The sequence below is a fragment of the Streptomyces sp. NPDC043685 genome, from assembly GCF_056436585.1.
Genome location: NZ_JBWKCH010000005.1, coordinates 675,268 through 701,304 on the forward strand (window position 1 = coordinate 675,268; position 26,037 = coordinate 701,304).

Sequence of the window (26,037 nt, forward strand, 5' to 3'; positions counted from 1 at the left end):
CACCGCACGTCACCCCCGTCACACCGGGGCCCTCCCTACGGGGTGCGAGATCACCCGTCCGGGGCAACGTCCGCCTGTCCGCCGCCCCATCTCGGGCCGGACGCACCAGAGTTGCGCGGGTGCATCGAACGACGACCACAGCGACGCTCCTGGTGACCGTGGCGGTCTCGGCCCTCTCCGGCTGTACGACGGTCCCGCGTCCCCCGACGCCGGGGCCCTCGGCGGCACCGTCCCGGCCGCCGGCGCCGCGGCCGGAGGGGGAGGCGTCGCCACAGATCGTGCAGGCACCGGCCCGCGAGGCCCTGCAACTCATCGAAGAGGCCTCCCGCCGGCCGGAGCCGGCCGTGCCGACACCCCGCCGGGCCGACCGGCCGGAGGTCGCACCGGAGCAGGGGCAGCAGCCACGGCCCGGCCCTCGCGACGTCCACCGCCCTCGCCCCGCGCGTCCGCAACGCCCCGAGCCCGCCCCGCACCGCCCCCAGCGGTCGCACGCCGACCTCCCCGATGTCTCGGACCCGGTACGGCGGGACGTCGAGAGGAGCGTCCCGGACAACGCGGACGTGTGCGCGCTGGGCCGGCGCTACGGGGGGTGGCGGGCGGACAGCCCGGAGGCGACGATCTGCCGCGACACCTATGGCCGGTGACCACCGCGACACCAACGGGCCCGGGCCCGCCGCGACATCAACGGCCGCTGACCTGCGGCAACACCGGCGGGCCTGGAAGCCGCCGTTACACCAACGGCCGTTGACCTAGCGCGACATCAACGGCCGGTGACTTGCGGCAACAGCAACGGCCGTCGACCTGCCGCAGAGCCCACGGGCCTGGACCGCCGCAACACCAGAGGCCGTTGACCCGCCGTGGAACCCACGGGCCGGCGACCTACCGCGGACACCACGGGCGTGGACCCGCCGCCACACCAGAGGCCGTTGACCCGCCGTGGAACCCACGGGCCGGCGACCTACCGCGGACCCCACGGGCCGGTGACCCACCACAACACCACCGGCAGGTGACCCGCCACGGACCCCACAGGCCGGTAACCCACCGCAACACCACCGGCCGGTGACCCGCCACGTCAGGGCCGCTGGCGCGGCGGTGTCCATGTTCCCGGGCCGTCCTCTCCCAGCCGGGACTCCAGCCGGGCGATGGCCGCCCACACGCCCTCGCCGTAGCTGTCGTCGGCGAGGGCCGCGGCGGCGTCCCGGGCCCACCGCAGATGGGTGCGGGCGGCGTCATCATGGCCGAGCCCGAGGTAGTCGTCGGCGAGGTCGAGGTGCAGCAAGGGGTAGAGCGCGGTCACCGCGGTCACCGCGACCGCCGCCTCCCTGGCCTCCTCCGCCGCCATCAAGGCCCGCAGATCCCAGGCCAGTTCGTCCGCCGGGTCGTCATGGGTGTCGGCCAGGTAGTGGGCGAGGGTGCAGCGGTGCAGCGGGTCGCCGTGCTCCCCGAGCTCCGCCCACAGGCCCAGGAACCGGTGCCGGGCCTCCTCGCGGTCCCCCGCGTGGTGCAGCATCACGACCTGCCCGATCCGTGTCAGCACGGCGTCCGGCGCCGCCTGCCCCTGTCGCTCCGCCACGACGCCCTCCGCGCACTCGCCGGCTGTTCCCGCCGACGCTAACCGCAGGTGACGGCGATCCGGCTCAGGCGGCTCCGGACACCGCCGGACCCGTCACGGCCGTGTGCCCGGCGTCCTCAGCCCAGGTTCGGGATCGTCCAGTCGACCGGGGTGTGGCCCTGCGCCGCCACGGCCTCGTTGATCTGCGTGAAGGGACGCGAGCCGAAGAACTTCTTCGCGGACAGGGGCGAGGGATGCGCGCCCTTGACCACCGCGTGCCGGGACTGGTCGATCAGCGGCAGCTTCTTCTGCGCGTAATTGCCCCACAGCACGAAGACCGCCGGGTCGGGGCGCTCGGCCACGGCCCGGATCACGGCGTCGGTGAACTTCTCCCAGCCTCGGCCCTTGTGCGAGTTGGCCTCGCCGCCGCGGACCGTGAGGACCGCGTTGAGCAGCAGCACGCCCTGCTGTGCCCACGGCATCAGATAGCCGTTGTCCGGGACCGGTGTGCCCAGCTCCTGGTGCATCTCCTTGTAGATGTTGCGCAGGGACGGCGGGACCCGCACCCCCGGCCGGACCGAGAAGCACAGACCGTGCCCCTGCCCCTCGCCGTGGTAGGGGTCCTGACCGAGGATCAGGACCTTGACCTCGTCGTACGGCGTGGCGTCCAGCGCGGCGAAGACCTCCTCGCGAGGCGGGTAGACGGGACCCTTCGCCCGCTCGTCCTCGACGAACTCCGTCAGCTCCTTGAACCAGGGCTGCTGCAGTTCGTCACCCAGAACCCCGCGCCAGGACTCGGGCAGCATGGCGATGTCGGTCACGTCAACGTCCTCACGATGTGCGGTCACTTCAGGCCACAGAACCTACAGGCGACCACTGACAACGCGCCCGGGAACGCCCCGGTCCGGGCCGCCTACCAGGCGGTCTTGCGGTGCAGCTCCCACATCATCATGATCGTCGACGGGTCCATGGCGCGCTCGGCCCCCGAGACGTCCCGGCTGGCCGCCACGTACTGCCGGCCCTGCCACAGCGGCAGCAGCCGCGCGTCGTCCACGAGGATCTGCTGCGCCTCCTCGATCTCCTTCACCACGTTCGCGCGGTCGCTCTCCCGGCGTGACCGGGGCAGCAGGTCGCCGGTGATCTCGGGGGCCGGATAGGGCGTACCGAGGGCGTTCTGGTCGCCGACGAACGGCGCGATGAAGTTCTCGGCGTCCGGGAAGTCGGGGAACCAGCCGCGCCCGAACACCGGGTACTCGCCCTTCTGGTACCCCTCGACGTACGTCTTCCAGGGGCGGCTCTTCAGGCTGACCGTGAACAGGCCGGAGGCCTCGAGCTGACGCTTCAGCTCCTTGAACTCCCCGGCGGTCTCGGAGCCGTAACGGTCGCTCGTGTACCAGAAGGTGAGCGGGACGCGCTGGTTGATGCCGGCCCCGGTGAGGATCTTGCGGGCCTTGGCGACGTCCGGGTCGCCGTAGTCGTCGAAGAAGCCCGTGGTGTGGCCGGTGAGGCCCTTGGGGACCATGGAGTACAGCGGGTCGACGGTGTCCTTGTAGACCTTGTGGGCGATGGCCGCCCGGTCGACGACCTGCGCGATCGCACGGCGCACGGCCTTCTTGTTCGCCCAGGGGTCCTTCGGGTTGAACACCAGGTAGTTGATGTCGGTGCCGGTGCCCTCGACGAGCTGGATCTCCTCGTCCTTGGAGGTCTTGCTCTGGAGCTCGACGACGTCACCGGCGGCCAGGCCGCGGTAGGTCACGTCGATCTTCCCGTCGCGCAGGGCCTTCACCATGGCGCCGGAGTCCTGGAAGTACCGGACGGTCACGGCGTCGTTCCGGCGCTCCGCGTAGCCCTTGTAGTCGTCGTTGCGGACGAGGACGGCTTCCTTGCCGTCGGAGTACGAGTCGAGGGTGTACGGCCCGGACCCGACGACGTCGCCGTCCTTGCGCAGGCCGTCCGCCGGGTAGGCCTGCGGGGACACGATGGACATCGCCGGGGTGGCCAGCACGAACGGGAAGGTGGAGTCCGGCTTGTTGAGGTGGAATATCACCTCACGGTCGTTCCGCGCCTGGACCCGCTCCAGGCTGCCCAGCAGACCGGCCGGGCCGCCGTTGACGTTGATCTTGCGGATCCGGTCGAACGAGTACTTCACGGCCTGGGCGTCGAGCGCGCTGCCGTCGGAGAACTTCAGGCCCTCATGCAGTTCGCAGCGGTAGACCTGGTTCGAGGAGTCGGTGAAGCCGCACTGCTCGGCGGCGTCCGGCTCGGGCTCGCTCGCGCCGGTCGGATAGCTCAGCAGCGTTTGGTAGATGTTGCGGAACAGCTCCCAGGAGCTGTCCCACGAAGCGGCAGGGTCGAGCGTGCTGGGGGCACTGGTGGTGCCCACGACGATCGGTCCTTCGTCCTCCGGGGTGTCGGACGACAGCACGCCGCACCCGGCGAGCACGGACGATATGGACGCGATGGCCGCCACCTGCCACAGGCACCGGTTCCGCTTGAACACGCGCACGCTCCTCGATCTGCCATACCAAGGGTCGGCAGACCATACCGCAGTGCCGCGCCGGCTGACCCTCCCCGGGACATGACCTCTTGATCGATAAACCTTTGACGACGTTGTCATCGGTCTTTGCGGTTGCTTTGCACCGGCGAGGGCGCCCTCCGATGCCGGCGGGCGCCCGTGCCGATGCGTGTGCGCGCTCCTCGTCAGCCGGTGCCGGCGTTGAGGAAGATGCCGCCGTCCACGACGAGCGTCTGACCGGTGACCCAGTCGGACTGCTCGGAGGTGAGGAACGCCGCCGCGCCCCCGATGTCGGAGGGCACGCCGAGCCGGCCCAGCGGGTACGCCGCGGCGGCCTCCTCCTCCCGGCCCTCGTACAGGGCCTGGGCGAACTTGGTCTTGACGACGGCCGGGGCGATGGCGTTGACCCGCACCTTGGGCGCGAACTCGTGCGCGAGCTGCACGGTCAGGTTGATCATCGCGGCCTTGCTGACGCCGTACGCGCCGATGAACGGTGAGGGCGACAGACCCGCGACCGAGGCGATGTTGACGATCGCGCCGCCGTTGTCCTTCTGCCAGGCGTGCCAGGTCCGCTGGGCGAAGCCGAGCGCCGAGACGACGTTGGTCTCGAAGACCTTGCGGGCGACGTTCAGGTCGAGGTCGGCGATCGGCCCGAACACCGGGTTGGTGCCCGCGTTGTTGACCAGGTAGTCGACGCGGCCGAAGGCCTCCATCGTGCGCTCGACGGCGACGGCCTGGTGGGCCTCGTCGTGCGCCTTGCCGACGACGTAGACCGCGCGGTCGGCGCCGAGCCGCTCGACGGCCTCCTTGAGGGCGTCCTCGTTGCGGCCCGTGATGCAGACGCGATCGCCGCGGGCGACCAGGGCCTCGGCGACGCCGTAGCCGATGCCGCGGCTGGCGCCCGTGACGAGGGCGGCCTTGCCGGAGAGTTCCACGGAAGTCATGTTCTCGGTCCCTTAGTCGAGCGGTCCGCCGGCCACGTACAGCACCTGGCCGGAGACGAACCCGGCCGCCTCGCCGGTGAAGAAGGCGATGGCGTTGGCGATGTCCTCCGGCTCACCGACCCGGGCCACCGGGATCTGGGTGGCGGCGGCGGCCTTGAAGTCCTCGAAGCCCATGCCGACGCGCTCGGCGGTGGCCTTGGTCATCTCGGTGGCGATGAAGCCGGGGGCGACGGAGTTGGCGGTGACGCCGAACTTGCCGAGCTCCTTGGCGAGGGTCTTGGTGAAGCCCTGCAGGCCCGCCTTGGCCGCCGAGTAGTTCACCTGGCCGCGGTTGCCGAGCGCGGACGACGACGACAGGTTGACGATGCGGCCGAAGCCGGCGTCCACCATGTGCTTCTGACAGGCCTTGGACATCAGGAAGGCGCCGCGCAGGTGCACGTTCATGACGGTGTCCCAGTCGGAGACGCTCATCTTGAACAGCAGGTTGTCGCGCAGCACGCCCGCGTTGTTGACCAGGATCGTCGGCGCGCCGAGCTCCTCGGCGATCCGGGCGACGGCCGCCTCGACCTGGGCCTCGTCCGAGACGTCGCAGCCGACCGCGAGGGCCTTGCCGCCCGCGGCGGTGATCTTCTCGACGGTGTCCTTGCAGGCCGCCTCGTCGAGGTCGAGCACGGCGACCGCGCGGCCCTCGGCGGCCAGTCGTACGGCGGTGGCGGCACCGATGCCGCGCGCGGCACCGGTCACGACGGCAACCCGCTGCTCAGTGGTGGACATGACTGCTACTCCTCAGGTGAGCGACCGCTTAGTACCTTCAGTGGGAGTGACGCTAGAAGCCCTGGCACGCGGTGTCAACGGCCAGAGTCGGCATGTGATCCATCCCCCGGCCCGACCCTGCCCCGCGGCGCCCCGGCGGACACCCGATCGGCCCATGGCCGCGCGCCGCGACACCCCTCGGCGCCTAGCGTCGGAGCGCGAGCCACCCGTGTCGGAAGGAGGCGCTCCATGCGCCGTCGTACCGGTGCCATCGGCGCGCTGTTCGCGATCGCCGCGATCATGCCGCTGGCCGACCCCGCTCACGCCCGGCAGGACCTGGACTGCCGCGACTTCGCCTTCCAGGAGGACGCGCAGGCGGTCTTCGACGCGGATCCGAGTGATCCCCACCGACTCGACGAGGACCCGGGCCGGGACGACGGCATCGCGTGTGAGGCGCTGCCGCGCCGCGGTGTCATCTCCCCCGTCACGCCTGCGCCGACGGCCCCGTCGCCGAGCCTCTCCGTCAGCCCGCTCGTCAGTCCGCCGATCAGCCCGTCCGTCAGCGCGTCGATCAGCCCGTCCGTCAGCGCGTCGGTCAGTCCCTCCGCTCATGTCACCGCCACGCCCAGCGGCACTCCGAGCCAGGGCGTGCGCGGGGGACTCGGCGGCGCGGTGGACTCGGGACCGAGCCGCTGGGACGTCGCCATCGGCCTGGCCTTCGCGGCGGGGGCCGCCGTCGCCGCCGGTTACGTGCTGAGGCGCCGCAGGCGCTGACGAGGGCCGGGCGGGGTGCCCGTCACCTCGTGCCCGTCACCTCACCAGCAGGTCCAGCAACCGCTCGGGCTCCGCCGCCGCGTTCATGGTCAGGCCGGTGTGCACGGGCCCGGGCTGGACGATCGTGGAGCGGGGGGCGACGAGCCAGCGGAAACGGCGGCCCGGGTCGTCGGAGGCCGCCTGACCTGCCTCGCTGCCACCCGCGCAGAGTCCCTCGATCGCCCGCAGGGCCGCCCGGACCCCGGCCACGTCGGCCCGGGGGTCGAGGGCCAACAGGCGGGTCTCGTCGAGGTGGGTGCGGGCGCCGACGTAGGCCTCGGCGCGGCAGTACACGAGGACCCCGGCGTTGATGCACTCGCCGCGTTCGACGCGCGGGACGACCCGCAGCAGGGCGTACTCGTAGACGTGGCGGTCCCGCGGTCCGCCCCTGATGATGTGCCGGTCGTTCACGTGAGTCCCTGGATGCGGTCGTGGATGACGGCGGCCCGGGCGAGCAGCGGTCGCGCGTAGGCCCGCCGCAGGTCGTCCGGGGTGGGGAAGCCGGGTTCGTCGGTGAGCCAGGCGTCCGGGATCTGCGCGGTCACGTCGGCGAGGAGGTCCTCGGTGACCAGGGGCGCCAACTCGGCCGCGGCGGAGGCGACATCGGGCGCGAAGGACGCCAGCGCGTGGTCGGAGGCGTCGTACGGGCGGGCGGCGGAGGCCTCCACGCCCGGCCAGTTGTGGTGCCAGATCATCGTCGCCCCGTGGTCGACCAGCCACAGTTCACCCCGCCACCTCAGCAGGTTGGGGTTGCGCCAGGACCGGTCGACGTTGTTGATCAGCGCGTCGAACCAGACCACCCGGCCGGCCTCCTCCGGGCTCACCGGGAAGGCGAGCGGGTCGAAGCCGAGCGCGCCGGAGAGGAAGTCCATGCCGAGGTTGGTGCCGCCGCTGGAGCGGAGCAGACTTTGCACCTGCTCGTCCGGCTCGCCCAGCCCCAGCTCGGCGTCGAGTTCGACGGTGACCAGGCGCGGCATGCGCAGACCCAGCCGGCGGGCGAGTTCCCCGCAGACGACCTCGGCGACGAGCGTCTTGCGGCCCTGTCCCGCGCCGGTGAACTTCAGGACGTAGGTGCCGAGGTCGTCGGCCTCGACCAGGCCCGGCAGCGAACCGCCCTCGCGCAGGGGCGCGATGAAACGGGTCGCGATCACTTCCTTGAGCATCGCCCCAGGTTACTGACGCGGGCGACGCTCGTGACGGGGGCCTCGCGGTGGCGGGGCGGAACCCGACAGCCAACCGACAGCTCCGCTTTACCCGTGTCCCTCCGCGAACGCGTCAGGATTTCGACAAGCTCTGAACAGCCGGTCCCCAGGGGCCGTACCACTCGGCAGATCACGAACTTCCCCGGAAGGAACGTCAGCATGACCAGCGAATCAGTTCAGCCGATGTCGGGACCGAGCCGCCGCACCGTCGTGGCGGCGGTCGGCGCGGCGGGGCTCACCGTGGCGCTGACGGCGTGCGGGTCGGACGACAAGGCGTCCGACCCGTCCACCGAACAGGACGGAGCGGGGGCCGGCGGTGCGGCGCTCGCGAAGACCGCCGACATCCCGGAGGGCAGCGGCAAGATCTTCAAGGACGAGAAGGTGGTGGTCTCGCAGCCGGCCGCTGGCGACTACAAGGCCTTCTCGACGATCTGCACCCACCAGAAGTGCCCGATGGTCGACCTCAAGGACGACATCATCTCCTGCGCCTGCCACGGCAGTCAGTTCTCGGTCCTCGACGGCAGCGTGAAGAAGGGACCCGCGGTCGAGCCGCTGGAGGCGAAGCAGATCAGTGTGAAGGGCGACTCCATCACGCTCGCCTGACGCCGTCCGGACCCTTCAGGCACGCCAGCACCTCGTCCGTGGTCGCGACCGTGGCGACCAGCGCGAGGGTGTGACGGATCATCGCGGCGGTGTAGTCGGCGGGCACTCCCGCGATGGCGTCGGCCGGGACGACGACGGTGTAGCCGCGGTTCACGGCGTCGAACACGGCGTTGGGCACGGCCACGTTGGCCGAGACCCCGGTGACGATCAGCGTGCGGCAGCCGAGGTTGCGCAGCAGCGGATCGACGTCGGTGCCCTGAAGGGGGGACAGCCCGTGCAGCCGCCGTACGACGAGGTCCTCCTCGGCGACCTCGATCGGGGCCGCCACCCGCACCGCCGCGGTGCCGGTCACCTGCTGGACGGGCAGGCGCGCGGCGGCGCGGAAGAGGCGGGCGTTGCGGTTGGCGCCGCGGCCGTCGGGCCGGCGCTCGGCGACGGCGTGCACGACCTGCACACCGAGGGCGTGGGCGGCCGCCACCAGACAGGCGACGTTGGCGAGGGCACCGCCGGCGCGGGCCTGCGCCGCGAGTTCGGGCAGGGCGCTGCCGGCCCCGACGACGCCCTCCTGGCACTCGACGGTGAGCAGCACGGTGGTGCGCGGTTCGATGAGCTCGCTGAGCGCGTCGTACGAGGGCATGCCTCCCCCTGTCACCGGCGGCCGGGCGGGCGAGCGTAGCCACCATTGCGCACGGACGGAAGAGCACCCATCCTTTTCTGACGTGATGTCAGAGGATCTCCTCTGGCACGACGTGGGAGAAAGAGGGGGCGCATGACCGTCACGCAGCAGCGCAGGGGCCGGAAGATCATGATGACGCCGAGCGAGCTGGACGACTTCCTGACCACGCAGCGCACGTGCCGGGTGGCCACGGTGTCCGCCGACGGCGCGCCGCACGTCAGTACGCTGTGGTTCGCCTGGGACGGGGCCTCGATGTGGCTGTACTCGGTCGTCCGCAGCAAGCGGTGGACCGACCTGCGGCGCGACCCGCGCGTGGCGATCGTGGTCGACACCGGCGAGGAGTACGACGAGCTGCGCGGCGTCGAGCTGTCCGGCACGGTCGAGTTCGTGGGCGAGATACCGCGCACGGGCGAGCTACGCGCGGAACTGGACGTGCCGGAGACGCTGTTCGCGCGGAAGAACTTCGGCCTGGAGGAGATGCCGCACGACGGCCGCCACGCCTGGATCCGGCTGACGCCGCAGAAGATCGTCTCCTGGGACTTCCGCAAACTGGCCGGCCGATAGCGGCTCGCCGGGAGCGGCAGTGCTTCCTCTCTGGGACTTCCGCAAACTGGCCGGCCTGTAGCGGCTCGCCCGGAGCGGCAGCGCTTCCTCTCCTGGGAGTTCCGCAACTGGACGGCCAGGAGCGGCTCGCCGGAAGCGGCGCTGCCCCCTCACAACACAACGGCCCGAAGGCCGAAGCCGGGACAGCAGCCGCGCCCCCGCGACCGGGGGCGCGGCCCGGGCGGCAGCCACACACCCACCCGAGGCCCGGGCACCGACCACACCACCGCGACCCCGCCCTCGGCCAGGACGGCGGACCTCCCCGGACGACCGGCGCGTCCCGGGTGCCGCCCCTGCGCACATCCACCCGAAGCCCGGGCAGCCCGGGCCACACCACCGCGACCCCGCCCTCGGCCAGGACCGCGGACCTCCCCGTGCAACCTGCCCCCGGCCCCCGCCCAGCACAGCCGATCCTCCCCGGACGACCGGCGCGTCCCGGCGCGTCCCGGCGGTAGCCGTTCCCGGTGCGTCAGTCGACGTTCTCCCCCGCCGCCCGCAGGGCCTCCACCGCCGCCCGGATGGACGGGCGGCGGTCCGCGTCCGCGCGCCAGACGACGTACACGTGCCGCCGGACCCGCTGTTTGAGGGGGACGGTCACCACCCCGGCGGGCACGGGGCGGCGGCCGAGCACCGGGGCGATGCACACCCCGAGCCCCGCCGCGACCAGCGCGAGCTGGGTGTGATTCTCGGCGGCGCGGTGCCCGACGATCGGCTCGACGCCCTTGGAGCGGAGCGTGAACATCAGCCACTCGTGGCAGAACTCGCCCTCGCCCCAGGTGATCCACTCGTCGTCGGCGAACTCGGCGAGGTCCACCTCGTCGCGCTCCGCGAGCCGGTGGCCGAGCGGCATGGCGACCTCGGCCGGGTCGTCCAAAATCGACGCCTTGACGAGCCCGTCGGGCAGCGCCATCGGCTTGTTGTACCAGTCGAGCACGACGGCGAGATCGAGGTCGCCGCGCACCACTCCGGCGATCCCCTGCTCCGGTTCGAGTTCGCAGGAGCGCAGCCGGAGCGCGGGGTGCCGCTCGCGCAGGGCGGCCAGCGCGTGCGGGAACAGCCCGCGTGCGGCCGTCGGGAACGCCGAGAGCCGGAGCTCACCGACGACCTGCCCGCGCTGCGCCTCCAGGTCCGACTGGGCGAGTTCGACCTGGGACAGGATGCGCGCGGCGTGCTCGGCGAGCAGCCGGCCCGCGTCGGTGAGCCGCACGCCCCGGCCGTTCTTGGCGAGGAGCTGCTGGCCGACCTCCCGCTCCAGCTTGGACAGCTGCTGGGAGACGGCCGAGGTCGTGATGTGCAGCCCCTCGGCCGCGCCGCTCACCGAGCCGTGCCGGGCGAGGGCGTCGAGGGTGCGCAGGCGCTCCAGGTTCAACATGTAAGCAATGCTACGTGGTACCGGGTGCGAAATCTCGATTGTGCTACGAGGTCGCCGTGCCGCATCGTGGCAGGCATGAGCACCGTCACCACCCCGCCCGGCCGGGTCGCCACGGCCCCGTCCGCACCGTCCCGCCGACGTCTCGACTGGCGTCTCCGGTTCGCCGCGCTGTCCCTGATCTGGGGTTTCAGCTTCCTTCTGATCAAGGTGGGCACCGGGGGCTACGCCCCGTTCCAGGTCACGCTCGGCCGGCTGGTGTTCGGCACGGTGGTGCTGGCCGCCGCGATGGTGGTGCGACGCGAGCGGCTGCCGCGCGGGGCCCGCGTCTGGGGGCATCTGGCGGTCGCCGCGTTCCTGCTGAACGCCCTGCCGTTCTCCCTGTTCGCGTACGCCGAGCTGACCATCCCGTCCACGCTGGCGGGCATCTGCAACGCGACCTCCCCGCTGTGGGGCATGGCGCTGTCGCTGGTCGCCCTGTCGGAGGACCGGCCGACCCGGGTGCGGGTCGCCGGGCTCGGACTCGGCTTCCTCGGGGTGCTCACGGTGCTGGGCGCCTGGCAGGGCTTTCACGGCCTGGACGCCACCGGCACGGCACTGGCCCTGCTCGCCTCCCTGAGCTACCCGATCGGCTGGATCTACGTCCGCCGCACCCTGGCCGGGGCAGGCCACTCGCACCTGTCGATGACCGGCGCCCAGCTGCTGCTCGCGACGGTCCAGCTGGCCGTCGTCACCCCGCTGTTCACGTCCCTGCCCTCCCGTGTGTCCGTGGTGCCGCTGCTGGCGATCGCCGCCTTGGGCGCGCTGGGCACGGGCCTCGCGATGCTCCTCCAGTACGGCATAGTCGCGGAGGTGGGACCGACGACCGCGCAGATGGTCACGTACTTCGTTCCGGTCATCGCCACGGCCGCGGGCGTCGCCCTCCTCGGCGAGACGCTCGCCTGGTCGACGCCGGTGGGAGCCCTGATCATCCTGACGGGCGCGGCACTCACCCAGGTACGCCCGAAGCCCCGCACCGCGCCCCGGCCGTAGCGGCGGTCCGGGGCCGGGCGCCTCGGCGGCGCCCCGGATCAGGCCAGCCACCACCACACACGGCGGGCCGAGCCCCCGGCGCCCGCCTCAGTCGTAGCTCCGGGCCGGTGCCGGCCCGACCGCCGAGGCGATCGCGTCGGCCAGCGCCTCGATGTCGTCCCCGGTGAGCGTCGAGACCGTGACCCGGATGCCGGGCGGTGCGCTCAGCCGGAAGCGGGCGCCGGGGGCCACCGCCCACCCGGCGTGCAGCAGCCGGGCGACGGCGCCGGTCTCGTCCGGCACGGGCACCCACACGTTCATGCCGCTGCGCCCGTACGAGGTGACACCGCGCCGGTCGAGCGCAGCGATCAGCGCCTCCCGCCGCCGCCCGTACGACGCCGCCACCCCGGTCGTGTCCACCGCGCCGTCGGCCCACAGCCGCACCAGGGCCCGCTGCATCAGCCGGCTGACCCAGCCCGGCCCGAGGCGGTGCCGCCCGCGGACCCGGTCGACGGTGACGGCGTCCCCGGTGAGGACGGCCAGCCGCAGGTCGGGGCCGTAGGCCTTGGCGGCCGAGCGCACGAACGCCCAGTGCCGGGTGGTGCCCGCCAGCGGGTGCAGGGGGAGGTCGACGATGCCGTGTCCGTGGTCGTCCTCGATCAGCAGGACCTCGGGGTGCTCGCGCAGCACGGCCCGCAGGGCGTGGGCGCGGGGGCCGCTCACCGCGGCGCCGGTGGGGTTCTGCGCCCGGTCCGTGACGATCAGGGCCCGCGCCCCGGCCTCCAGCGCCTCGCGGACGTCGCGCTCCAGCGGCCCCTCGTCGTCGACACCGACGGGCACGGTCCGCAGCCCGAGCGCGGGCACGAGATCGAGGGTGCGGCCCCAGCCGGGGTCCTCGACGGCGACGGTGTCCCCGGGCTTGAGGTGGGCCGCCAGCACCCGTTCGACACCGTCGAGGGCCCCGGAGACCACGGCGAGCGGCCCGTCCGGGACCCCGTCCGCGTCGAGTCCGGCCCGGGCGATCCGGGCGAGCTCCGGTTCCACCGGCAGGTCTCCGTAGAGCACGGGCGCCCGGTCGCCCTCGGCGGCCGCCGCCGCGAACGCGCTCGCGAGCGGCGGCAGCAGCGCCGGGTCCGGGTTGCCCTGCGCCACGTCCCGCACGCCCTCGGGGACGTCCACCCTGATGTGGTCCCGCCCGGTCGTCGCCGGTGCGGAGCGGACCCGGCTGCCGCGCCGGCCCGCGGTCTCGATGACCCCGCGCTCGCGCAGCGTCCGGTACGCGGCCGCGACGGTGTTCGGGTTCACGCCCAGCCGCTCCGCCAACTCCCGCATGGGAGGCAGCGGTTGACCGGGCCGCAGCTCACCGGCTCCCACCGCCCGCTCGATGCTCGCGGAAATGTCCGCCGCGCGACGCCCACTGATCCGATACTCTCCTAGCACAAAGCTAATTATGCACTAGTGCAATGGAGAGCGCCATGCAGGGGACCGCGCAGACGCCGTCGCAGCCCGACTCCCGCTACACCCCGACCGACCGCACCGTCCCCACCCGCTCCCCGGACCGGGCCTCGTACGACAAGGAGTTGGTGCACGGGATACTCGACGAGGCCTACGTCTGCCATCTCGGGTTCGTCCGCGACGGAGCGCCGGTCGTTCTGCCCACGCTGTACGCCCGGGTGGGCGAGCGGCTGTACGTGCACGGCTCGACGGGCTCGCGTCCGCTGCGCGCGGCCGGTCAGGCCGACCCGGGCCTCGCAGTGTGCCTGACGGTCACGCATGTCGACGGGCTGGTCCTGGCCCGTTCGGCCTTCCACCACTCGATCAACTACCGCTCGGTGGTGGTGCACGGCGTCGCCCACGACGTGACGGACCCCGAGGAGAAGCGCCAGGCCCTGGACGCGCTCGTCGACCATGTCGTGCCCGGCAGGTCCGCCGACTCCCGGCCCGCCAACAAGAAGGAACTGGCCGCCACCGCCGTCATCCGCCTGGACCTGGAGGAGGTCTCCGCGAAGCTGCGCACCGGCGGTGTGAACGACGAACCGGAGGACCTCGCCCTCCCCCACTGGGCCGGTGTCGTCCCCGTACAGCGCGTCTACGGCACTCCGCTGCCCGACCCGGACCTGGCCCCCGGCACCGGCCTGCCCGGCTACCTCGGGACCCTGTGATGCTGATCCACCCCTGGGACGCGGCGCGCGACGACACCGAATGGCGACGGTGGCTGGCCGACCACGACTTCGGCCAGCTCGCCGTCAACGGCCCGCCGGGCGAGCCGCCCCACGTGCAGCCCCTGCACTTCGCCTACGACGCCGAGCGCGGCGAGATCCTCACGCACCTCGCCCGCCCGAACCCGCTCTGGCCCGCGCTGGAGGTCCACCCGGACGTCCTGCTGAGCGTGGTCGACGACTACGTGTTCGTGCCCGGCCCCTGGCAGGCCGCCCCGGACGTCCCGCCCGAGCACGGCACCCCCACGAGCTTCTACACGGCCGTGCAGCTCCGCTGCCGTGCCCATGTCGTGGACGACCCGGCGGACAAGGCGGCGCTCCTCAACCGCCAGGTCGACCACTTCCAGCCCCGGGGCGGCTCCGCACGGGCAGCGGCGGGTGAGGCCCCGTACGGCAGGCTGCTCGCCGGCATTCGCGGTCTGCGCCTCGAAGTGACGGACGTACGGGCCAAGTTCAAGTACGCGAACCACAGGCCGGCCGAGGTCCGGGAGCGGATCGCCGCGGGGCTCGCGGCCCGCGGCGGACCGGGCGACTCCAGGGCGCGCGACCACCTCCTGCGCAGGCGGGAGGCGTAGGCCGCGCTACCCGGTCTCACACCGCCATCACCGGCTCCTCACGTGCCCGGGCGCCTCGCGCCTCCCCCACCGCGAGCCCCGCCACCGAGCCCAGCATCATCAGGGTTCCGGTCAGGGTCGCCGCCGTGAGGTGCTCGCCGAGCAGGACGACGGCGAGCACCGCGGCGCTCACCGGTTCGAGCAGCATGATCACCGACACGGTGGCGGACCGCACGACGGCCGCGCCCGCGAAGTACAGGCCGTAGGCGAGCGCGGTGGGCACGGCGGCGACGTAGGCCAGCAGGAGCAGCAGCCGGACCGGTTCGCCGGTGTGCGGCAGCAGTCCCTCGGCCAGGGCGAACGGCAGCAGGCACACGCTCGTCACGGCGAAGGCCCCGGCGGTCGTCCGGGAGGCGTCGGCCTCGCCGCCGCGGCCCCACCGGCGGGTGAGCAGCGTCATCACGCTGTACCCGGCCGCGGACAGCAGCGCGAGCAGCACACCCGGCATCCGGACGCTCGTGGCTCCGCCCCCGAGGACGAGCACCACGAGGCCGGTGAGTGCGCCTCCCACGGCGAGGGCACCGCCCCGGCCCAGGCGCTCGGCCAGGGTCAGCCGGGCGCCGAGCGCGATGAGGACGGGACCCGCGCCCAGGGTGACGACGGTGGCCACGGCGAGGCCGGTGGCGGAGACGGCCGCGAAGTACGCGGTCTGGAAGACGGCGAGGCCCAGCCCGGTGACGCCGCTCCGCAGCGCCCGGCGGCCAAGCGGCTCCCGCGCGGGGGCCGGGGCGCCGGGCCGCAGCAGGCGGACGCCGAGCAACAGCACGAGGCCCGCGGCGCAGCGCCAGAAGGAGAGGGCGACGGGCCCCAGGTCACTGGCCCGGTAGACCAGGGATGCGGCGGCGCCCGCGGTGCCCCAGGCGGCACCGGCGACGATCAGATAGAGGAGGCCTCGCCCGGTGGGCAGGCCGGATGCGGTGTTCGACACGTGTTCTCTCCGCAGGCGCGCCCGGCCGGCCGCACCCGCGTGGGGCGGCGGTCGGTGCGCGGAAGTTCGGGAAGGGCCCCGGATCGGTCGGGATCAGCGGGGCCGCGGACTTCGTCTGCGGGCAGCACCGTTCAGCGCGTCGGCGCATCGCCGGGCGCGGTCTGCTCAGGGCCCGCCTCAGGCGGCCGGAGGCGGAAGAACGAGTGCGTTCGAAGGCATGATCGGCACCTTATGCGCTGGTCCCGCGCCTGGACAATTCCCTTTCCGGGCCGCCGCCGGCCACCGGCCGGTCCGATCCCTTCACGGGGGTCGAGGACTGCGCGATGAACGCGCCCACCAGCACGATGGCCCCACCGGCGATCTGCGGCGCCGAGAGGTGCTCGCCGAGCAGGACCCAGGCCAGGACGGTGGCGATGACCGCTTCGAGGCAGGCCACGACTCCCGCGACCTGCGGGGAGAGCCGACGCACCGAGACCACGCCGGTGACGTAGGCGACGACCGTGGCGACGAGGACGATCCACGCCAGGAGCGCCACGGCCGCGACGGGAGTGCCGTCCATGCTCGCGGTGCCCCGGAGCACCGACCAGTCCATGGTCCAAGGCCGGGCGACGACGGTGAGCACGGCCGCGCCGACCAGCAGTCCGTAGGCGATGACGCCGAGCGGGTCGGGCGCCTCGTCCCCGGCGTCGCTGCCCTGGTCGGACAGCACGAAGTAGCCGACCTGACAGCAGGCCGCGCCGAGCGCCAACAGCAGCCCGAGGGCGTCGAAGCTCAGGCCCGACCAGACCTCCACGACACAGGCGAGTCCGCCGACGGCGAGGACGACACCGACGGCGGCGGCACGCGTCACGGGCCGCTTCTGCACGAACCGCACCCAGCCCAGCACGAGCGCGGGCGCGAGGTACTCGATGAGCAGGGCGACGCCGACGGGGATCCGGGAGAGCGCCGCGAAGTAGCAGGCCTGGACACCGGCGACGGCCAGCAGCCCGAAACCGGCGAGCAGGCCGGGGCGCCGGCGCAGCAGCGCGCGGTGCCGCACGGCGAGCGGCAGCATGACCAGGGCGGCCCCGGCCACGCGCAGCCACACCACGTGCAACGGGTCCAGGCCGGCCTCGATCAGCGGCTTGGCCGCGACACCGGATCCGCCGAAGGCCACCGCGGACAGGAGCGCGAGGCCGAGGCCCACACCCCTGCCGCGCCCGTCCGTGCTGCTGTCAGAGGTACGCACCGGCACATGATGACAGGCCATGACAGGAGCGTCATCCCCGGTGGCACCTGTCTCACAGCCTGGACGGGGCGAGCGGCCCGACGCCGGGCCGCTCAGCGGGTGCCTTCGCCGTACTCCTCGGTGAGGCCGGACCAGCCGTCGAGCCGGGCGAACACCTCGTGCGGGTCGATGCCGGCCCGTGTCAGCACCTCCACCGCGCGCGCCTGCGGGTCGACGACGATCGCCGCGAGCAGATCGGTGCCGCGGGCCTGCTCTCCGCGCACGGCGGCGCGTCGGCAGGCGCACTCCAGGGACGCGGCGGCGAGCGGGGAGAAGCCGGCCGTCCCGGCCACCATGGGAACGGCCCCGGAATCCTCCACACCGCTCTGCCAGCGCAGGCCGTAGCCGATGCTGCGCTGGACGAGGTAGCCGAGCAGCCGCGCGATCTGCGGCCCCTCGCCGAAGACGGCACGCGTCCCGGGCTCGGACTCCAGCAGCGAGTGGAGCAGATGGGCGGTGTCGATCTGCCGGTCGCCGTCCCGGACCGCCCGGCGCCGGGCACCGCTGATCACCGACGCCAGCTCGTCGCTGAGCCTGGCATCGTTGTCCACGCGCTGGATGCCGTGCTCACGGGCCGACTGCCGGGGGGTACAAGGGTGCACGTCCCCTACCCCATCAGCCCCGGGGGCCCGGGGCATCCCCGGCGGGAAGCATCTTCGCGTCCCACGGGAAGTGGACTCCGCGGGCCCGAATCTCCTCCTTGCGGAGGAGATCAGGCGGATATGGAGGAACGCCGCCGAAGCTGACGGTTCGTCAGTATGGAACATTGCGACCGTCGCGGCTACGTTCCGCGACACCCAGCCCGACACGAAGAGGTGGTCGCATGGCCGAAGTCAGCGCGGAAGCACGCATCGGGGCGCCGGCCGAGAAGGTGTGGGCGAGACTCACGGACTGGTCCGGGTACGGCGAGTGGAACGCGACCCACACGAGTTTTCCCGCGGGGGGTCCCGAGCCCCTCGAAGTGGGCGCGACGTTCCAGGAGGACATGCGGCTGATGAACTTCCCGGCCGAGGTGGCCTGGACCGTCGAGCAGCTGGAACCGGCCCGTGTGCTCGCCCTCCGCGGCAAGGGCCCGATGGCGGTGACCGTCGCGACGCGCTACACCCTGACGCCCGACGGCGACGCCACGACGGTCCGCATCGACGGTGAGTTCACCGGCGCGACGGTGTCCCTGATGGCGGGCAGGCTCAAGGACTCGGCCACGGCGGCCCTGCACGAGTCGCTGCGCAGGCTGGCCGGGCTGGTGACCTGACCCCCGCAACGCCGAGGCGCCCCCGGACCACTCCGGGGGCGCCTTGTATGCCGTGCCGCTCAGTCCTCGTCGGCGAGGATGAGATACAGCTTCTTGCGGGCCTCGTTGATGACACCGAGCGCCTTCTCCCGCTGCTCCTTGCTGCCGGTCTTCCAGACCTGGCCGAAGGCCTCCATCAGACCGAAGCCGGCCTGGCGGATCTCACCGAGGGCCTCCCAGTCGACCCCGCGGGAGGCCTCCTCCCAGGGCGCCTCGGGACCCTCCCCGGCCGCCTCACGGCCCGCCTCGGTGAGGGAGAACAGCTTCTTGCCGCCCTCGGAGGCACTGACGATCAGGCCCTCGTCCTCCAGCAGCTGGAGGGTCGGGTACACCGAGCCGGGGCTGGGCTTCCACGCCCCGCCGCTGCGCTCGGCGATCTCCTGGATCATCTCGTAGCCGTGCATCGGCCGGTCCTTCAGCAGGGCCAGGATCGAGGTCCGCACGTCACCGCGCCGCGCCCTCCCCCTCGGCCCGCCGCGCCCTCGCCCGCCCCAGGGGCCAGGACCGAAGCCCGGTCCGCCGGGACCGCCCCAGCCCGGGCCGCCAGGGCCTCCGGGACCGAACGGACCGAAGGCCGCACGCAGTCCTTCGAAGCCGCCACGGCCGGGGTGCGGGCCGCCGTGTCCATGTCCACGCTCGAATCCGTGGGTACGCATCGCAACCACTCTCCATTCCATCGTTGATCTGTCGCGATGTTTCAAAGATATATCGGTAACGTTCGGGTGACAAGACCCCCAGGCGGGGCCCGGCCCCGCCGAACCAGGCCGCCACTCGCGAATTGGCCTTGGCCTGCGGCGTCGGCGGAGCCGTAGCGTCGCGGCATGCGAATCCGGATCGTCGACGCCTTCACCGATCGCCCCTTCTCCGGCAATCCGGCCGGGGTCCTGCTCCTGACCGACGCGGACGCCTTCCCGGACGACACCTGGCTGCAGAACGTCGCCCTGGAGGTCAACCACGCCGAGACGGCCTTCGCCCACCGCCTCCCCGAGGGCGCGGCGGCCGACTGGGCGCTGCGCTGGTTCACACCGGCCGCCGAGGTCGCGATGTGCGGCCACGCGACCCTCGCCACCGCCCACGTCCTGCACACGACCGGCGCCCACGAGGGCCCGGTGCGGTTCGCCACCCGCAGCGGCGTCCTGGTCGCCACCCCCGCCGCGGACGGCTCGGTCACCATGGACTTCCCGACGGCCCCGCTCACCCGCCTCGACCCGCCGGACGGCCTGGCCCGGGCCCTGGGCGCCGAGCCGCTCACCGTCCTCGACACCGGCCCGAACGTCGGCGACCTGCTCGTCGAGGTCGCCGACGAGAAGACGGTGCACGCCCTCGACCCCGACCCGAAGGCCCTGGCCGCCCACTCCGAGCGGGGCATCATCGCCACCGCCCGCGCCGAGGACCCCGCCCGGGGCTACGACTTCGTCTCGCGCTGCTTCTTCCCGAACGTCGGCATCGACGAGGACCCGGTGACCGGCAGCGCCCACACCGCGCTCGCCCCCTTCTGGTCCGAGCGCCTGGGCCGTCCCCGCCTCACCGGGCTCCAGGCCTCACCCCGCTCCGGCCGGGTCCGCACGGAGCTGCGGGGCGACCGCACCCTGCTGACCGGCAGGGCCGTCACCGTCATCGAGGGCGATCTCCTGGTCTAGGAACGGGGGCAGGGGCGTACGACACCGTCGTACGCCCCTGTCCCCGTCGCTTCAGGCCGTCGGCAGCCAGCCCACCTTGCCCGCCAGCAGCGCGTACCCGACGAACGCCCCGATGTCGAGCAGCGAGTGGGCCACCACGAGCGGACCGACGCGCCCCCAGCGGCGGTAGAGGAAGACGAAGACGACGCCCATGACCATGTTCCCGACGAAGCCGCCGATGCCCTGGTAGAGGTGGTACGACCCGCGCAGCACCGCGCTGCCGGCCAGCGCGGCCGTCGGCGTCCAGCCCAGCCGGCCCATGCGGCGCAGCAGGTAGCCGACGACGATCACTTCCTCCAGCACGGCGTTCTGGATCGCCGAGAGGATCAGCACCGGGTACTTCCACCACACCTCCGGCAGCGCCTCGGGCACCACGGTGAGGTTGAAGCCGAGGCCGCGTGCCGCGAGGTAGAAGGCGATGCCGGTGCTGCCGATGACGGCCGCGACCGCCGCCCCACGGCCGAGGTCGGGCCAGGGGCGCGTGCGGTCGAAGCCGATCGTGCGCAGACTCGCGTTCTCCCGCAGCAGGAAGTGCGCGACGAGCGCCACGGGCACGAGCGCCGTGGTGATCCCGAAGAGCTGCCAGGCGAGGTCGAGCCAGGGCCGGCCGGGCGCGGCCGAGGCGTTCATCGTGGCCGCCTGGTCCTTGAGCCCGCCCGGCTTGGTGACCGACCCGATGAAGCTGATCAGCGCGGACACCCCGCTCGCGCCCAGCGAGAGCGCGAGGACGAGCAGGGTCTCGTGGCGGAGCATCCGCCGCGAGAGCCCCTGCTGGGGAATGGATTCGCCCACCGGGCTCGCCTCCGCCTGCACACCCGCCTCCACTTCACCGACCTGTCGGATCAGTATGGCGGCAGCGGGAGGCCGGCCCGGCGGCGGCATCAGCCCAGCGACACCGGCTCCGGCAGCCCCACCGGCCAGTGGTGCACCGGCTCTCCCTTGTGCATCAGCTCGCGGTAGCGCCGGGTCGTGGCGGCCAGCGCGTCGTCCCGGGAGAGGCCGGCGTCCAGCGCGGTGTGGAAGGTGGCGGCCTGCCAGCTCGCCCCGTTCACCCGGCGCCGGCAGCGCTCCTCGATCACACCCAGGTACAGATCGCGGTCGGCCGGCTCGATGCCCCAGGCGTCCAGCCCGGCCTCGGCCAGCGGCAGCAGCTCGTCGCGGATCAGGCTCACCGCGTCGACCTCCGTCGTGCCGCTGTACCGGCCGCGCCCGGGCCAGGTGAAGCGGGCGTCGATGCCGTCCTTGCACGCGGCGTCGAAGTTGGCGGCGGCCGCCTCGAAGGGCAGCCGGGACCACACCGGCCGGGACTCCTCCGCGAGCGCCCGGACGACTCCGTAGAAGAACGCCGCGTTGGCGACGACGTCGATGACGGTGGGCCCGGCCGGCAGGACGCGGTTCTCCACGCGCAGGTGCGGGACGCCGTCGGCGACGCCGTAGACCGGGCGGTTCCAGCGGTAGATCGTGCCGTTGTGCAGGACGAGCTCGGCGAGCGAGGGCGTGCCGCCCTGGTCGATGACCTTGAGCGGGTCCTCGTCGTCGCAGATCGGCAGCAGGGCCGGGTAGTAGCGCAGGTTCTCCTCGAAGAGGTCGTACGCCGAGGTGATCCAGCGCTCCCCGAACCAGGTGCGGGGCCTGACGCCCTGGGCCTGGAGCTCGGGCGGGCGGGTGTCGGTGGACTGCTGGAACAGCGGCGGCCGCGACTCGCGCCACAGCTCGCGGCCGAACAGGAACGGCGAGTTGGCCCCGACGGCGATCTGCGCGGCGGCGACCGCCTGGGCCGCGTTCCACACGTCGGCGAAGCGGGCCGGGGTGACCTGGAGGTGCAGCTGCACGGAGGTGCAGGCGGCCTCGGGCGCGATGGACTTCGAGGTGCAGCTCAGATGCTCCACCCCGTCGATGTCGAGGGTGAACTCCTCGCCCCGGGCGGCCACGATCTGGTCGTTCAGGAGGGTGTAGCGGTCGACGTCGGAGAGGTTCGACGACACCAAGTCGTCACGGTCCAGAGTCGGCAGAATACCGATCATCACAATACCGGCGTCGACCTCGCCCGCTTTTCGGTCGGCATATGCCAGCGACGTACGGAGTTCCTCCGCGAGCCGGTCGAATACCCGGCCTCCCAGACGGTGTGGGGGAATGTTGACTTCCAGATTGAACATGGCGAGTTCTGTTTGGAAATCGCGACTCGCGATGCGCTCGAGGACTTGCCCGTTCAACATTTTGGGCATGCCGTCGGCGCCCGCGAGATTCAATTCGATCTCCAGCCCCATGAGGTTCTTGGGGCGGTCGAACCGCTTCTCCGCCAGGAGTCGCTCCAAGCCCGTCAGACACTGACGCAGCTTGTCGCGGTAGCGCTGGCGATCGGACAGGTCGAACCGCCCTGCCACGACCTTCTCCCCCATCGAAGCGTCCCTTCTCGGTGATGCGGGCCGGGATCCGGCTGCCTGGGTCCCGGTCAGGTGGAGGATGCCCAGCAAAAGCGATCGATAACGTCCCGGGCCGGCCCGGCGGCCGCTACGCTGGTCATGTGTGACCGGTGGCACATTCACTCGGCATGACGCGCCGGACGGTTCCGGCCCCTCACGAAGTCGTGAAAAACGCCGACGAGAATAGGCCGACCGGCCCACGGACATTCGCCGAGGTCATCGCCGCGCACCCGCAGCCGGAATCGGGATGATTCTCACGTATCGCCGACCGAATGTACCCTTGTTCTACTCACCGGAAACGACTAGACGAAACACAGTCTGAACCCGTGTCGTATAAACTCCGCGAACAAGGCAGAAGGTTGGCGCCCACGGTCGACGGGTCCTGCCGTCGAGGCGACGCGGACCCCACCCTCCTCTCGTTCACGACCCGGCCCCTGCCTCTCTGACCCTCGTGAGCTGACAGCGCCGTCCGCCCCCGCCCTCGCGCCACCGTGCCTTTGAATGAGAGGCGACCCACCATGCCGCTGCATGTCCCTCCGGCTCCCGCGCCCGCACTCCGTTCCGTCCTCACCGCGCTCTCCTCTCCCACCGCGGTCCGCGAAGCCCGAACTCCCTCCCTGCTCGGCACCCAGGGACCCGCCACACCCGAGCTCCCGCTGCCCGTCCACGTTCTCGACCACGTCACGGCCGAGGGCGTCTCCGCCACCCGGCTGGCCGGGTGGCGCTTCCTGATCCGCTGCGGCGACCGCGCGGTGGCCGCGGCGGAGACCATGCTGACCCCCGACGGCTGGGCCTTCTCGCATTTCTTCGAGGGCCCGTACATCACCTCCACCGAGCGCGCCCTGCGCCAGGCGGAGACCATGCCGCAGCCGTACCAGCCCCGCCTGCTGTCGGTGCCGGGCCTGTACATGCTGACGCTCTGGCTGCACGAGGACTGCGCCGCCGACGGTGCCGCCGGCCACCCCGCCGCCACCGACCTGCTCGTCCCGCTCGCGCCCGCCCCTCCCGGCATCGCGGCCCACCGCCCGCACCGCGTCGCGGAACTCCTCCCTGTGCTGACCCACCGGGTGGCTCCCACCAGATTGCTCGGCTCGCCCGCCTGAAGAGCCACGGGTTCCCCTGCCCCGTCGCCGTATTCCGGCGGCGGGGTTCTTCGTCCGCCGCCGGACCGTCCGCGCGGTCACTTCTCCCCCTCGCGCTCACCTTCCGCTCACATGTTCGCTCAGGCGAGCCGCCAGCGGCTCGTACGAGCCGGAACGGCCGTCGCCCCGAGCGGACTAGCCCTATCCGGCCACTGCGAACCACCCGAAGGGACACCCCAGTTGGGATGAACCGTCCGCGCGGGTGACGCGTCCTGAACCTGTGAGAAGCGGTGCGGCGAAATCCCTGCGGATCCACGCCCGTGGGGCAACACTGGGTTCCGACGACTTATCACAACGGGGGGGCGGCCATGAACGACACTTCTAGCCGCGGAACAGACACGTCAGCCAACGAAGTCCCATCGTCCGTCTCGACCCAGCGAAAGATCCCACCCATGTGCCAGCACCAGACCCAGTGCCCCTCAGCCGACTCCGCCGACCGGGAATCCGCCCGCCTCGTGGCGCACCACCCGGAGCAGGGATGGAGCCTGCTGTGCAACGGCGTGGTGCTCTTCGAGGACACCGGCGAGCTCCTGCCGGACGGCCGGGCCATCGCCCCGCACCGTCCGCTGGCGGGCCAGGTGATGACGGCCGCCTGAGGCCGTTCGGCGGGGCGACGTCCCGTCGGCAGACATGAGGGGCCGGCCGCAGGACGCCCTGCGCACCGGCCCCGACGCGCACCGGGGCCCGTCACGCTCCGTGACTCGCCGCCACGTCCCGTTCCCGCCCCGGCAGCCTTCCCAGGGATGCCCGTCTTCCGGAAGACTCCTGGAAGTTTCGCGGTCACCGTCGACGGAGGTAGGGCAAGTGGGAGTACGTGAGGCCGGCGCCGAGGGCAAGGTCACCATCACGGAGATCGCCCGGCAGGCCGGCGTGTCCGTACCGACCGTGTCCCGGGTCGTCAACGGCCGGTCCGACGTGTCGCCGCGGACCCGGGCCCGGGTCGAGGACCTGCTGCGCCGGCACGGCTACCGCAGACGCCCCGCTGCCCCGGGCACCCGCGCGGCCCTGCTCGACCTGGTCTTCGACGACCTCGACAGCCCCTGGGCCGTGGAGATCATCCGCGGGGTCGAGGAGGTCGCCCACGCGGAGGGGATCGGCACCGTGGTGTCGGCGGTCCACGGGCGGTCGGGCGACGCCCGCGAGTGGATGCGCAATCTGAGGGCGCGCGCCTCCGACGGGGTCGTCCTCGTCACCTCCGCCCTGGATGCGACGCTGCACGAGGAACTGCGGATCCTCGGCGTGCCCCTGGTGGTCGTCGACCCGGCGGGCTCCCCCTCCCCGGGCGCCCCCACGATCGGCGCCGCGAACTGGTCGGGCGGACTGGCGGCCACCGAGCACCTGCTGTCCCTCGGCCACCGCAGGATCGGCCTGATCGCCGGCCCGCCCGGACTGCTGTGCTCCCGGGCCCGGCTGGACGGGTACCGCGCGGCCCTGGAAGGTGCCGGCCTCACGCCGGACGCGTCCCTGGTCGTCACCGGGGACTTCCGTCCCGAGTCCGGATTCACCGCCTGCACCACCCTGCTCGACCTGCCCGAACCGCCGACGGCCCTGTTCGCCGCCGGTGACCGGATGGCGCTCGGCGCGATCGAGGCGCTGCGCCGGCGAGGGCTGCGGGTGCCGCAGGACATGAGCGTGGTCGGCTTCGACGATCTCCCGGAGGTCCGCTGGTCCTCGCCGCCCCTGACGACGGTCCGCCAGCCCCTGGCCGACATGGGCAGGCTGGCCGTGCGCACGGCACTCGGGCTCACCCGAGACGAGCAGCCGGACTCCCCGCGGGTCGAGCTCGGCACCGACCTGGTGGTACGCGCGAGCACCGCGCCTCCCGGCTGAGCCCGGGACGGCGAGGCTGTTGGCGCGTCATGGAAAGAACAGCAGTGCCCGCCACACCACCGGTCACGGGCCGGTCCGCCCGTCTCACACGTCGCGGCACTCCTGGCGGCCAAGCAGCGAAGCGAGCTCCTGCGCCGTGACCGGCCCGCCGTCGCGAACGGGCCGGCCGATGTCGGCCGGCCAACCGGGTCTGACACGCGCGACGAAGTCCGCGAAGTCCTCCCGCACATACCGCTGATCGCACGGCTTCAGCCGGATCTGCTGACGGCGGTCCGCCCACCAGACCTCGAAATCGGTGATGGTTCCCTCGGCGGGCCAGTGTTCCGCCCGTTCCGGCAGCAGCAGAACGTCGACGAAGCCCCCGACGCCCCTTCCGATGTCCACGAAGACGCCGATCGCCCCGGGCCTGGGCACCTCCACCACGGTGCCCCGCACCACTTGCCCGTAGCGGAGACTCCCCCGCATCCGCTCCCACTGCGCATCCGTCACCACACAGGGCATCCTCGCAGTCTCACGGCCCCGAGTCAGCCCGGTTCTCGTGGCGAGCACGGGCCCCCTCACGAGACCAGGCCGACTGTGGCAGCGTCCCCGGCCCGGCAGGGC

29 protein-coding genes are annotated in these 26,037 nt (G+C 72.6%); 12 read left to right on the forward strand and 17 right to left on the reverse strand.

What is annotated here, in order from left to right; translation table 11 throughout:
* Positions 1–278: 278 nt before the first annotated feature.
* Complete coding sequence (locus AC0665_RS19995) at positions 279–644, forward strand: hypothetical protein (protein ID WP_478705470.1); 366 nt, start codon at positions 279–281, stop codon at positions 642–644.
* Between the two features lie 428 nt (positions 645–1,072).
* On the opposite strand, the gene AC0665_RS20000 is transcribed toward AC0665_RS19995, so the two are convergent.
* The 5 genes from AC0665_RS20000 to fabG form a co-directional block, all read right to left on the reverse strand.
* Positions 1,073–1,573 carry a hypothetical protein gene (locus tag AC0665_RS20000; protein ID WP_478705471.1) on the reverse strand — a complete coding sequence of 167 codons (501 nt, stop codon included), beginning with the start codon at positions 1,571–1,573 and terminating at the stop codon, positions 1,073–1,075.
* Between the two features lie 116 nt (positions 1,574–1,689).
* On the reverse strand, positions 1,690–2,373 hold the full coding sequence (ung, locus tag AC0665_RS20005; protein WP_478705472.1) for a uracil-DNA glycosylase: 684 nt from the start codon (positions 2,371–2,373) through the stop codon (positions 1,690–1,692).
* A gap of 92 nt (positions 2,374–2,465) precedes the next feature.
* The gene (locus AC0665_RS20010; RefSeq protein WP_468404967.1) at positions 2,466–4,052 is read right to left on the reverse strand and encodes an ABC transporter substrate-binding protein; all 1,587 of its coding nucleotides are present in this window, start codon (positions 4,050–4,052) and stop codon (positions 2,466–2,468) included.
* A 200-nt stretch (positions 4,053–4,252) separates the two neighbouring features.
* Positions 4,253–5,011, reverse strand: a complete 759-nt coding sequence (locus tag AC0665_RS20015; RefSeq protein WP_468404965.1) for an SDR family oxidoreductase — start codon at positions 5,009–5,011, stop codon at positions 4,253–4,255.
* A gap of 12 nt (positions 5,012–5,023) precedes the next feature.
* Entirely contained in the window at positions 5,024–5,785 is a 762-nt protein-coding gene (gene fabG, locus AC0665_RS20020) for a 3-oxoacyl-ACP reductase FabG (RefSeq protein WP_363122463.1), read from the reverse strand.
* Between the two features lie 228 nt (positions 5,786–6,013).
* On the opposite strand from fabG, the gene AC0665_RS20025 reads away from it, so the two are divergent.
* On the forward strand, positions 6,014–6,538 hold the full coding sequence (locus tag AC0665_RS20025; RefSeq protein WP_478705473.1) for an excalibur calcium-binding protein: 525 nt from the start codon (positions 6,014–6,016) through the stop codon (positions 6,536–6,538).
* A gap of 36 nt (positions 6,539–6,574) precedes the next feature.
* Here the strand turns inward: AC0665_RS20025 and AC0665_RS20030 are convergent, their stop codons facing one another.
* Together AC0665_RS20030 and AC0665_RS20035 are read right to left on the reverse strand one after the other, a co-directional pair.
* Entirely contained in the window at positions 6,575–6,988 is a 414-nt protein-coding gene (locus AC0665_RS20030) for a DUF3037 domain-containing protein (RefSeq protein WP_478509292.1), read from the reverse strand.
* Positions 6,985–7,740, reverse strand: coding sequence for a HipA family kinase (locus AC0665_RS20035; RefSeq protein ID WP_468404958.1), 756 nt, complete (start codon positions 7,738–7,740; stop codon positions 6,985–6,987). Before AC0665_RS20035 ends, AC0665_RS20030 begins: the two co-directional genes overlap by 4 nt.
* A 198-nt stretch (positions 7,741–7,938) precedes the next feature.
* On the opposite strand from AC0665_RS20035, the gene AC0665_RS20040 reads away from it, so the two are divergent.
* A complete protein-coding gene (locus AC0665_RS20040; protein WP_468404956.1) occupies positions 7,939–8,382 on the forward strand; it encodes a Rieske (2Fe-2S) protein in 444 nt (147 codons plus the stop codon).
* On the opposite strand, the gene AC0665_RS20045 is transcribed toward AC0665_RS20040, so the two are convergent.
* The gene (locus AC0665_RS20045) at positions 8,369–9,019 is read right to left on the reverse strand and encodes a cysteine hydrolase family protein (protein WP_478705474.1); all 651 of its coding nucleotides are present in this window, start codon (positions 9,017–9,019) and stop codon (positions 8,369–8,371) included. The genes AC0665_RS20040 and AC0665_RS20045 overlap by 14 nt on opposite strands.
* A 132-nt stretch (positions 9,020–9,151) precedes the next feature.
* On the opposite strand from AC0665_RS20045, the gene AC0665_RS20050 reads away from it, so the two are divergent.
* The gene (locus AC0665_RS20050; RefSeq protein ID WP_478705475.1) at positions 9,152–9,622 is read left to right on the forward strand and encodes a pyridoxamine 5'-phosphate oxidase family protein; all 471 of its coding nucleotides are present in this window, start codon (positions 9,152–9,154) and stop codon (positions 9,620–9,622) included.
* A 508-nt stretch (positions 9,623–10,130) separates the two neighbouring features.
* Here the strand turns inward: AC0665_RS20050 and AC0665_RS20055 are convergent.
* The gene (locus AC0665_RS20055) at positions 10,131–11,033 is read right to left on the reverse strand and encodes a LysR family transcriptional regulator (RefSeq protein ID WP_468637953.1); all 903 of its coding nucleotides are present in this window, start codon (positions 11,031–11,033) and stop codon (positions 10,131–10,133) included.
* A 75-nt stretch (positions 11,034–11,108) separates the two neighbouring features.
* On the opposite strand from AC0665_RS20055, the gene AC0665_RS20060 reads away from it, so the two are divergent.
* Positions 11,109–12,062, forward strand: a complete 954-nt coding sequence (locus AC0665_RS20060; RefSeq protein ID WP_478705476.1) for a DMT family transporter — start codon at positions 11,109–11,111, stop codon at positions 12,060–12,062.
* A gap of 87 nt (positions 12,063–12,149) precedes the next feature.
* On the opposite strand, the gene AC0665_RS20065 is transcribed toward AC0665_RS20060, so the two are convergent.
* Positions 12,150–13,481, reverse strand: coding sequence for an aminotransferase class I/II-fold pyridoxal phosphate-dependent enzyme (locus tag AC0665_RS20065; protein WP_478607971.1), 1,332 nt, complete (start codon positions 13,479–13,481; stop codon positions 12,150–12,152).
* Between the two features lie 35 nt (positions 13,482–13,516).
* Here AC0665_RS20065 and AC0665_RS20070 point away from each other — a divergent pair, with 35 nt between their 5' ends.
* Both AC0665_RS20070 and AC0665_RS20075 read left to right on the forward strand, forming a co-directional pair.
* Entirely contained in the window at positions 13,517–14,203 is a 687-nt protein-coding gene (locus AC0665_RS20070) for a pyridoxamine 5'-phosphate oxidase family protein (protein WP_468404944.1), read from the forward strand.
* Entirely contained in the window at positions 14,203–14,835 is a 633-nt protein-coding gene (locus AC0665_RS20075) for an FMN-binding negative transcriptional regulator (protein WP_468637956.1), read from the forward strand. The genes AC0665_RS20070 and AC0665_RS20075 overlap by 1 nt, the downstream gene beginning before the upstream one ends.
* 16 nt (positions 14,836–14,851) lie before the next feature.
* On the opposite strand, the gene AC0665_RS20080 is transcribed toward AC0665_RS20075, so the two are convergent.
* The 3 genes from AC0665_RS20080 to AC0665_RS20090 all read right to left on the reverse strand — a co-directional run bounded on the left by AC0665_RS20080 (position 14,852) and on the right by AC0665_RS20090 (position 17,671).
* Positions 14,852–15,802, reverse strand: a complete 951-nt coding sequence (locus tag AC0665_RS20080; RefSeq protein WP_478509300.1) for a DMT family transporter — start codon at positions 15,800–15,802, stop codon at positions 14,852–14,854.
* Positions 15,803–16,031: 229 nt separating this feature from the next.
* Positions 16,032–17,036, reverse strand: coding sequence for an EamA family transporter (locus AC0665_RS20085; protein WP_468406330.1), 1,005 nt, complete (start codon positions 17,034–17,036; stop codon positions 16,032–16,034).
* Positions 17,037–17,122: 86 nt separating this feature from the next.
* Positions 17,123–17,671: a Clp protease N-terminal domain-containing protein gene (locus AC0665_RS20090; RefSeq protein ID WP_468637958.1), complete on the reverse strand. Its 549-nt coding sequence runs from the start codon at positions 17,669–17,671 to the stop codon at positions 17,123–17,125.
* A 221-nt stretch (positions 17,672–17,892) separates the two neighbouring features.
* Here AC0665_RS20090 and AC0665_RS20095 point away from each other — a divergent pair, with 221 nt between their 5' ends.
* Positions 17,893–18,321 carry a type II toxin-antitoxin system Rv0910 family toxin gene (locus AC0665_RS20095; protein ID WP_468404936.1) on the forward strand — a complete coding sequence of 143 codons (429 nt, stop codon included), beginning with the start codon at positions 17,893–17,895 and terminating at the stop codon, positions 18,319–18,321.
* Between the two features lie 59 nt (positions 18,322–18,380).
* Here AC0665_RS20095 and AC0665_RS20100 read toward each other — a convergent pair whose 3' ends face one another.
* Positions 18,381–19,016, reverse strand: a complete 636-nt coding sequence (locus AC0665_RS20100; RefSeq protein WP_468404934.1) for a PadR family transcriptional regulator — start codon at positions 19,014–19,016, stop codon at positions 18,381–18,383.
* Positions 19,017–19,181: 165 nt separating this feature from the next.
* Between AC0665_RS20100 and AC0665_RS20105 the strand changes: the two genes are divergently transcribed.
* The gene (locus tag AC0665_RS20105) at positions 19,182–20,000 is read left to right on the forward strand and encodes a PhzF family phenazine biosynthesis protein (protein WP_478509303.1); all 819 of its coding nucleotides are present in this window, start codon (positions 19,182–19,184) and stop codon (positions 19,998–20,000) included.
* A gap of 51 nt (positions 20,001–20,051) precedes the next feature.
* On the opposite strand, the gene AC0665_RS20110 is transcribed toward AC0665_RS20105, so the two are convergent.
* Positions 20,052–20,852 (reverse strand): CPBP family intramembrane glutamic endopeptidase, encoded by an 801-nt coding sequence (locus tag AC0665_RS20110; RefSeq protein WP_468404930.1) that lies wholly within the window; start codon positions 20,850–20,852, stop codon positions 20,052–20,054.
* A gap of 68 nt (positions 20,853–20,920) precedes the next feature.
* Complete coding sequence (locus AC0665_RS20115; RefSeq protein ID WP_478705477.1) at positions 20,921–22,438, reverse strand: glutamate-cysteine ligase family protein; 1,518 nt, start codon at positions 22,436–22,438, stop codon at positions 20,921–20,923.
* Positions 22,439–22,980: 542 nt separating this feature from the next.
* On the opposite strand from AC0665_RS20115, the gene AC0665_RS20120 reads away from it, so the two are divergent.
* From AC0665_RS20120 to AC0665_RS20130, 3 genes are all read left to right on the forward strand, one after another.
* Positions 22,981–23,565 (forward strand): hypothetical protein, encoded by a 585-nt coding sequence (locus AC0665_RS20120; RefSeq protein ID WP_363122483.1) that lies wholly within the window; start codon positions 22,981–22,983, stop codon positions 23,563–23,565.
* Positions 23,566–23,996: 431 nt separating this feature from the next.
* Positions 23,997–24,200: a DUF5999 family protein gene (locus AC0665_RS20125; RefSeq protein ID WP_030835828.1), complete on the forward strand. Its 204-nt coding sequence runs from the start codon at positions 23,997–23,999 to the stop codon at positions 24,198–24,200.
* 208 nt (positions 24,201–24,408) lie between these two features.
* The gene (locus AC0665_RS20130; protein ID WP_468404924.1) at positions 24,409–25,434 is read left to right on the forward strand and encodes a LacI family DNA-binding transcriptional regulator; all 1,026 of its coding nucleotides are present in this window, start codon (positions 24,409–24,411) and stop codon (positions 25,432–25,434) included.
* An 84-nt stretch (positions 25,435–25,518) separates the two neighbouring features.
* Here the strand turns inward: AC0665_RS20130 and AC0665_RS20135 are convergent, their stop codons facing one another.
* A complete protein-coding gene (locus AC0665_RS20135; RefSeq protein ID WP_478705478.1) occupies positions 25,519–25,857 on the reverse strand; it encodes a hypothetical protein in 339 nt (112 codons plus the stop codon).
* Positions 25,858–26,037: the final 180 nt, after the last annotated feature.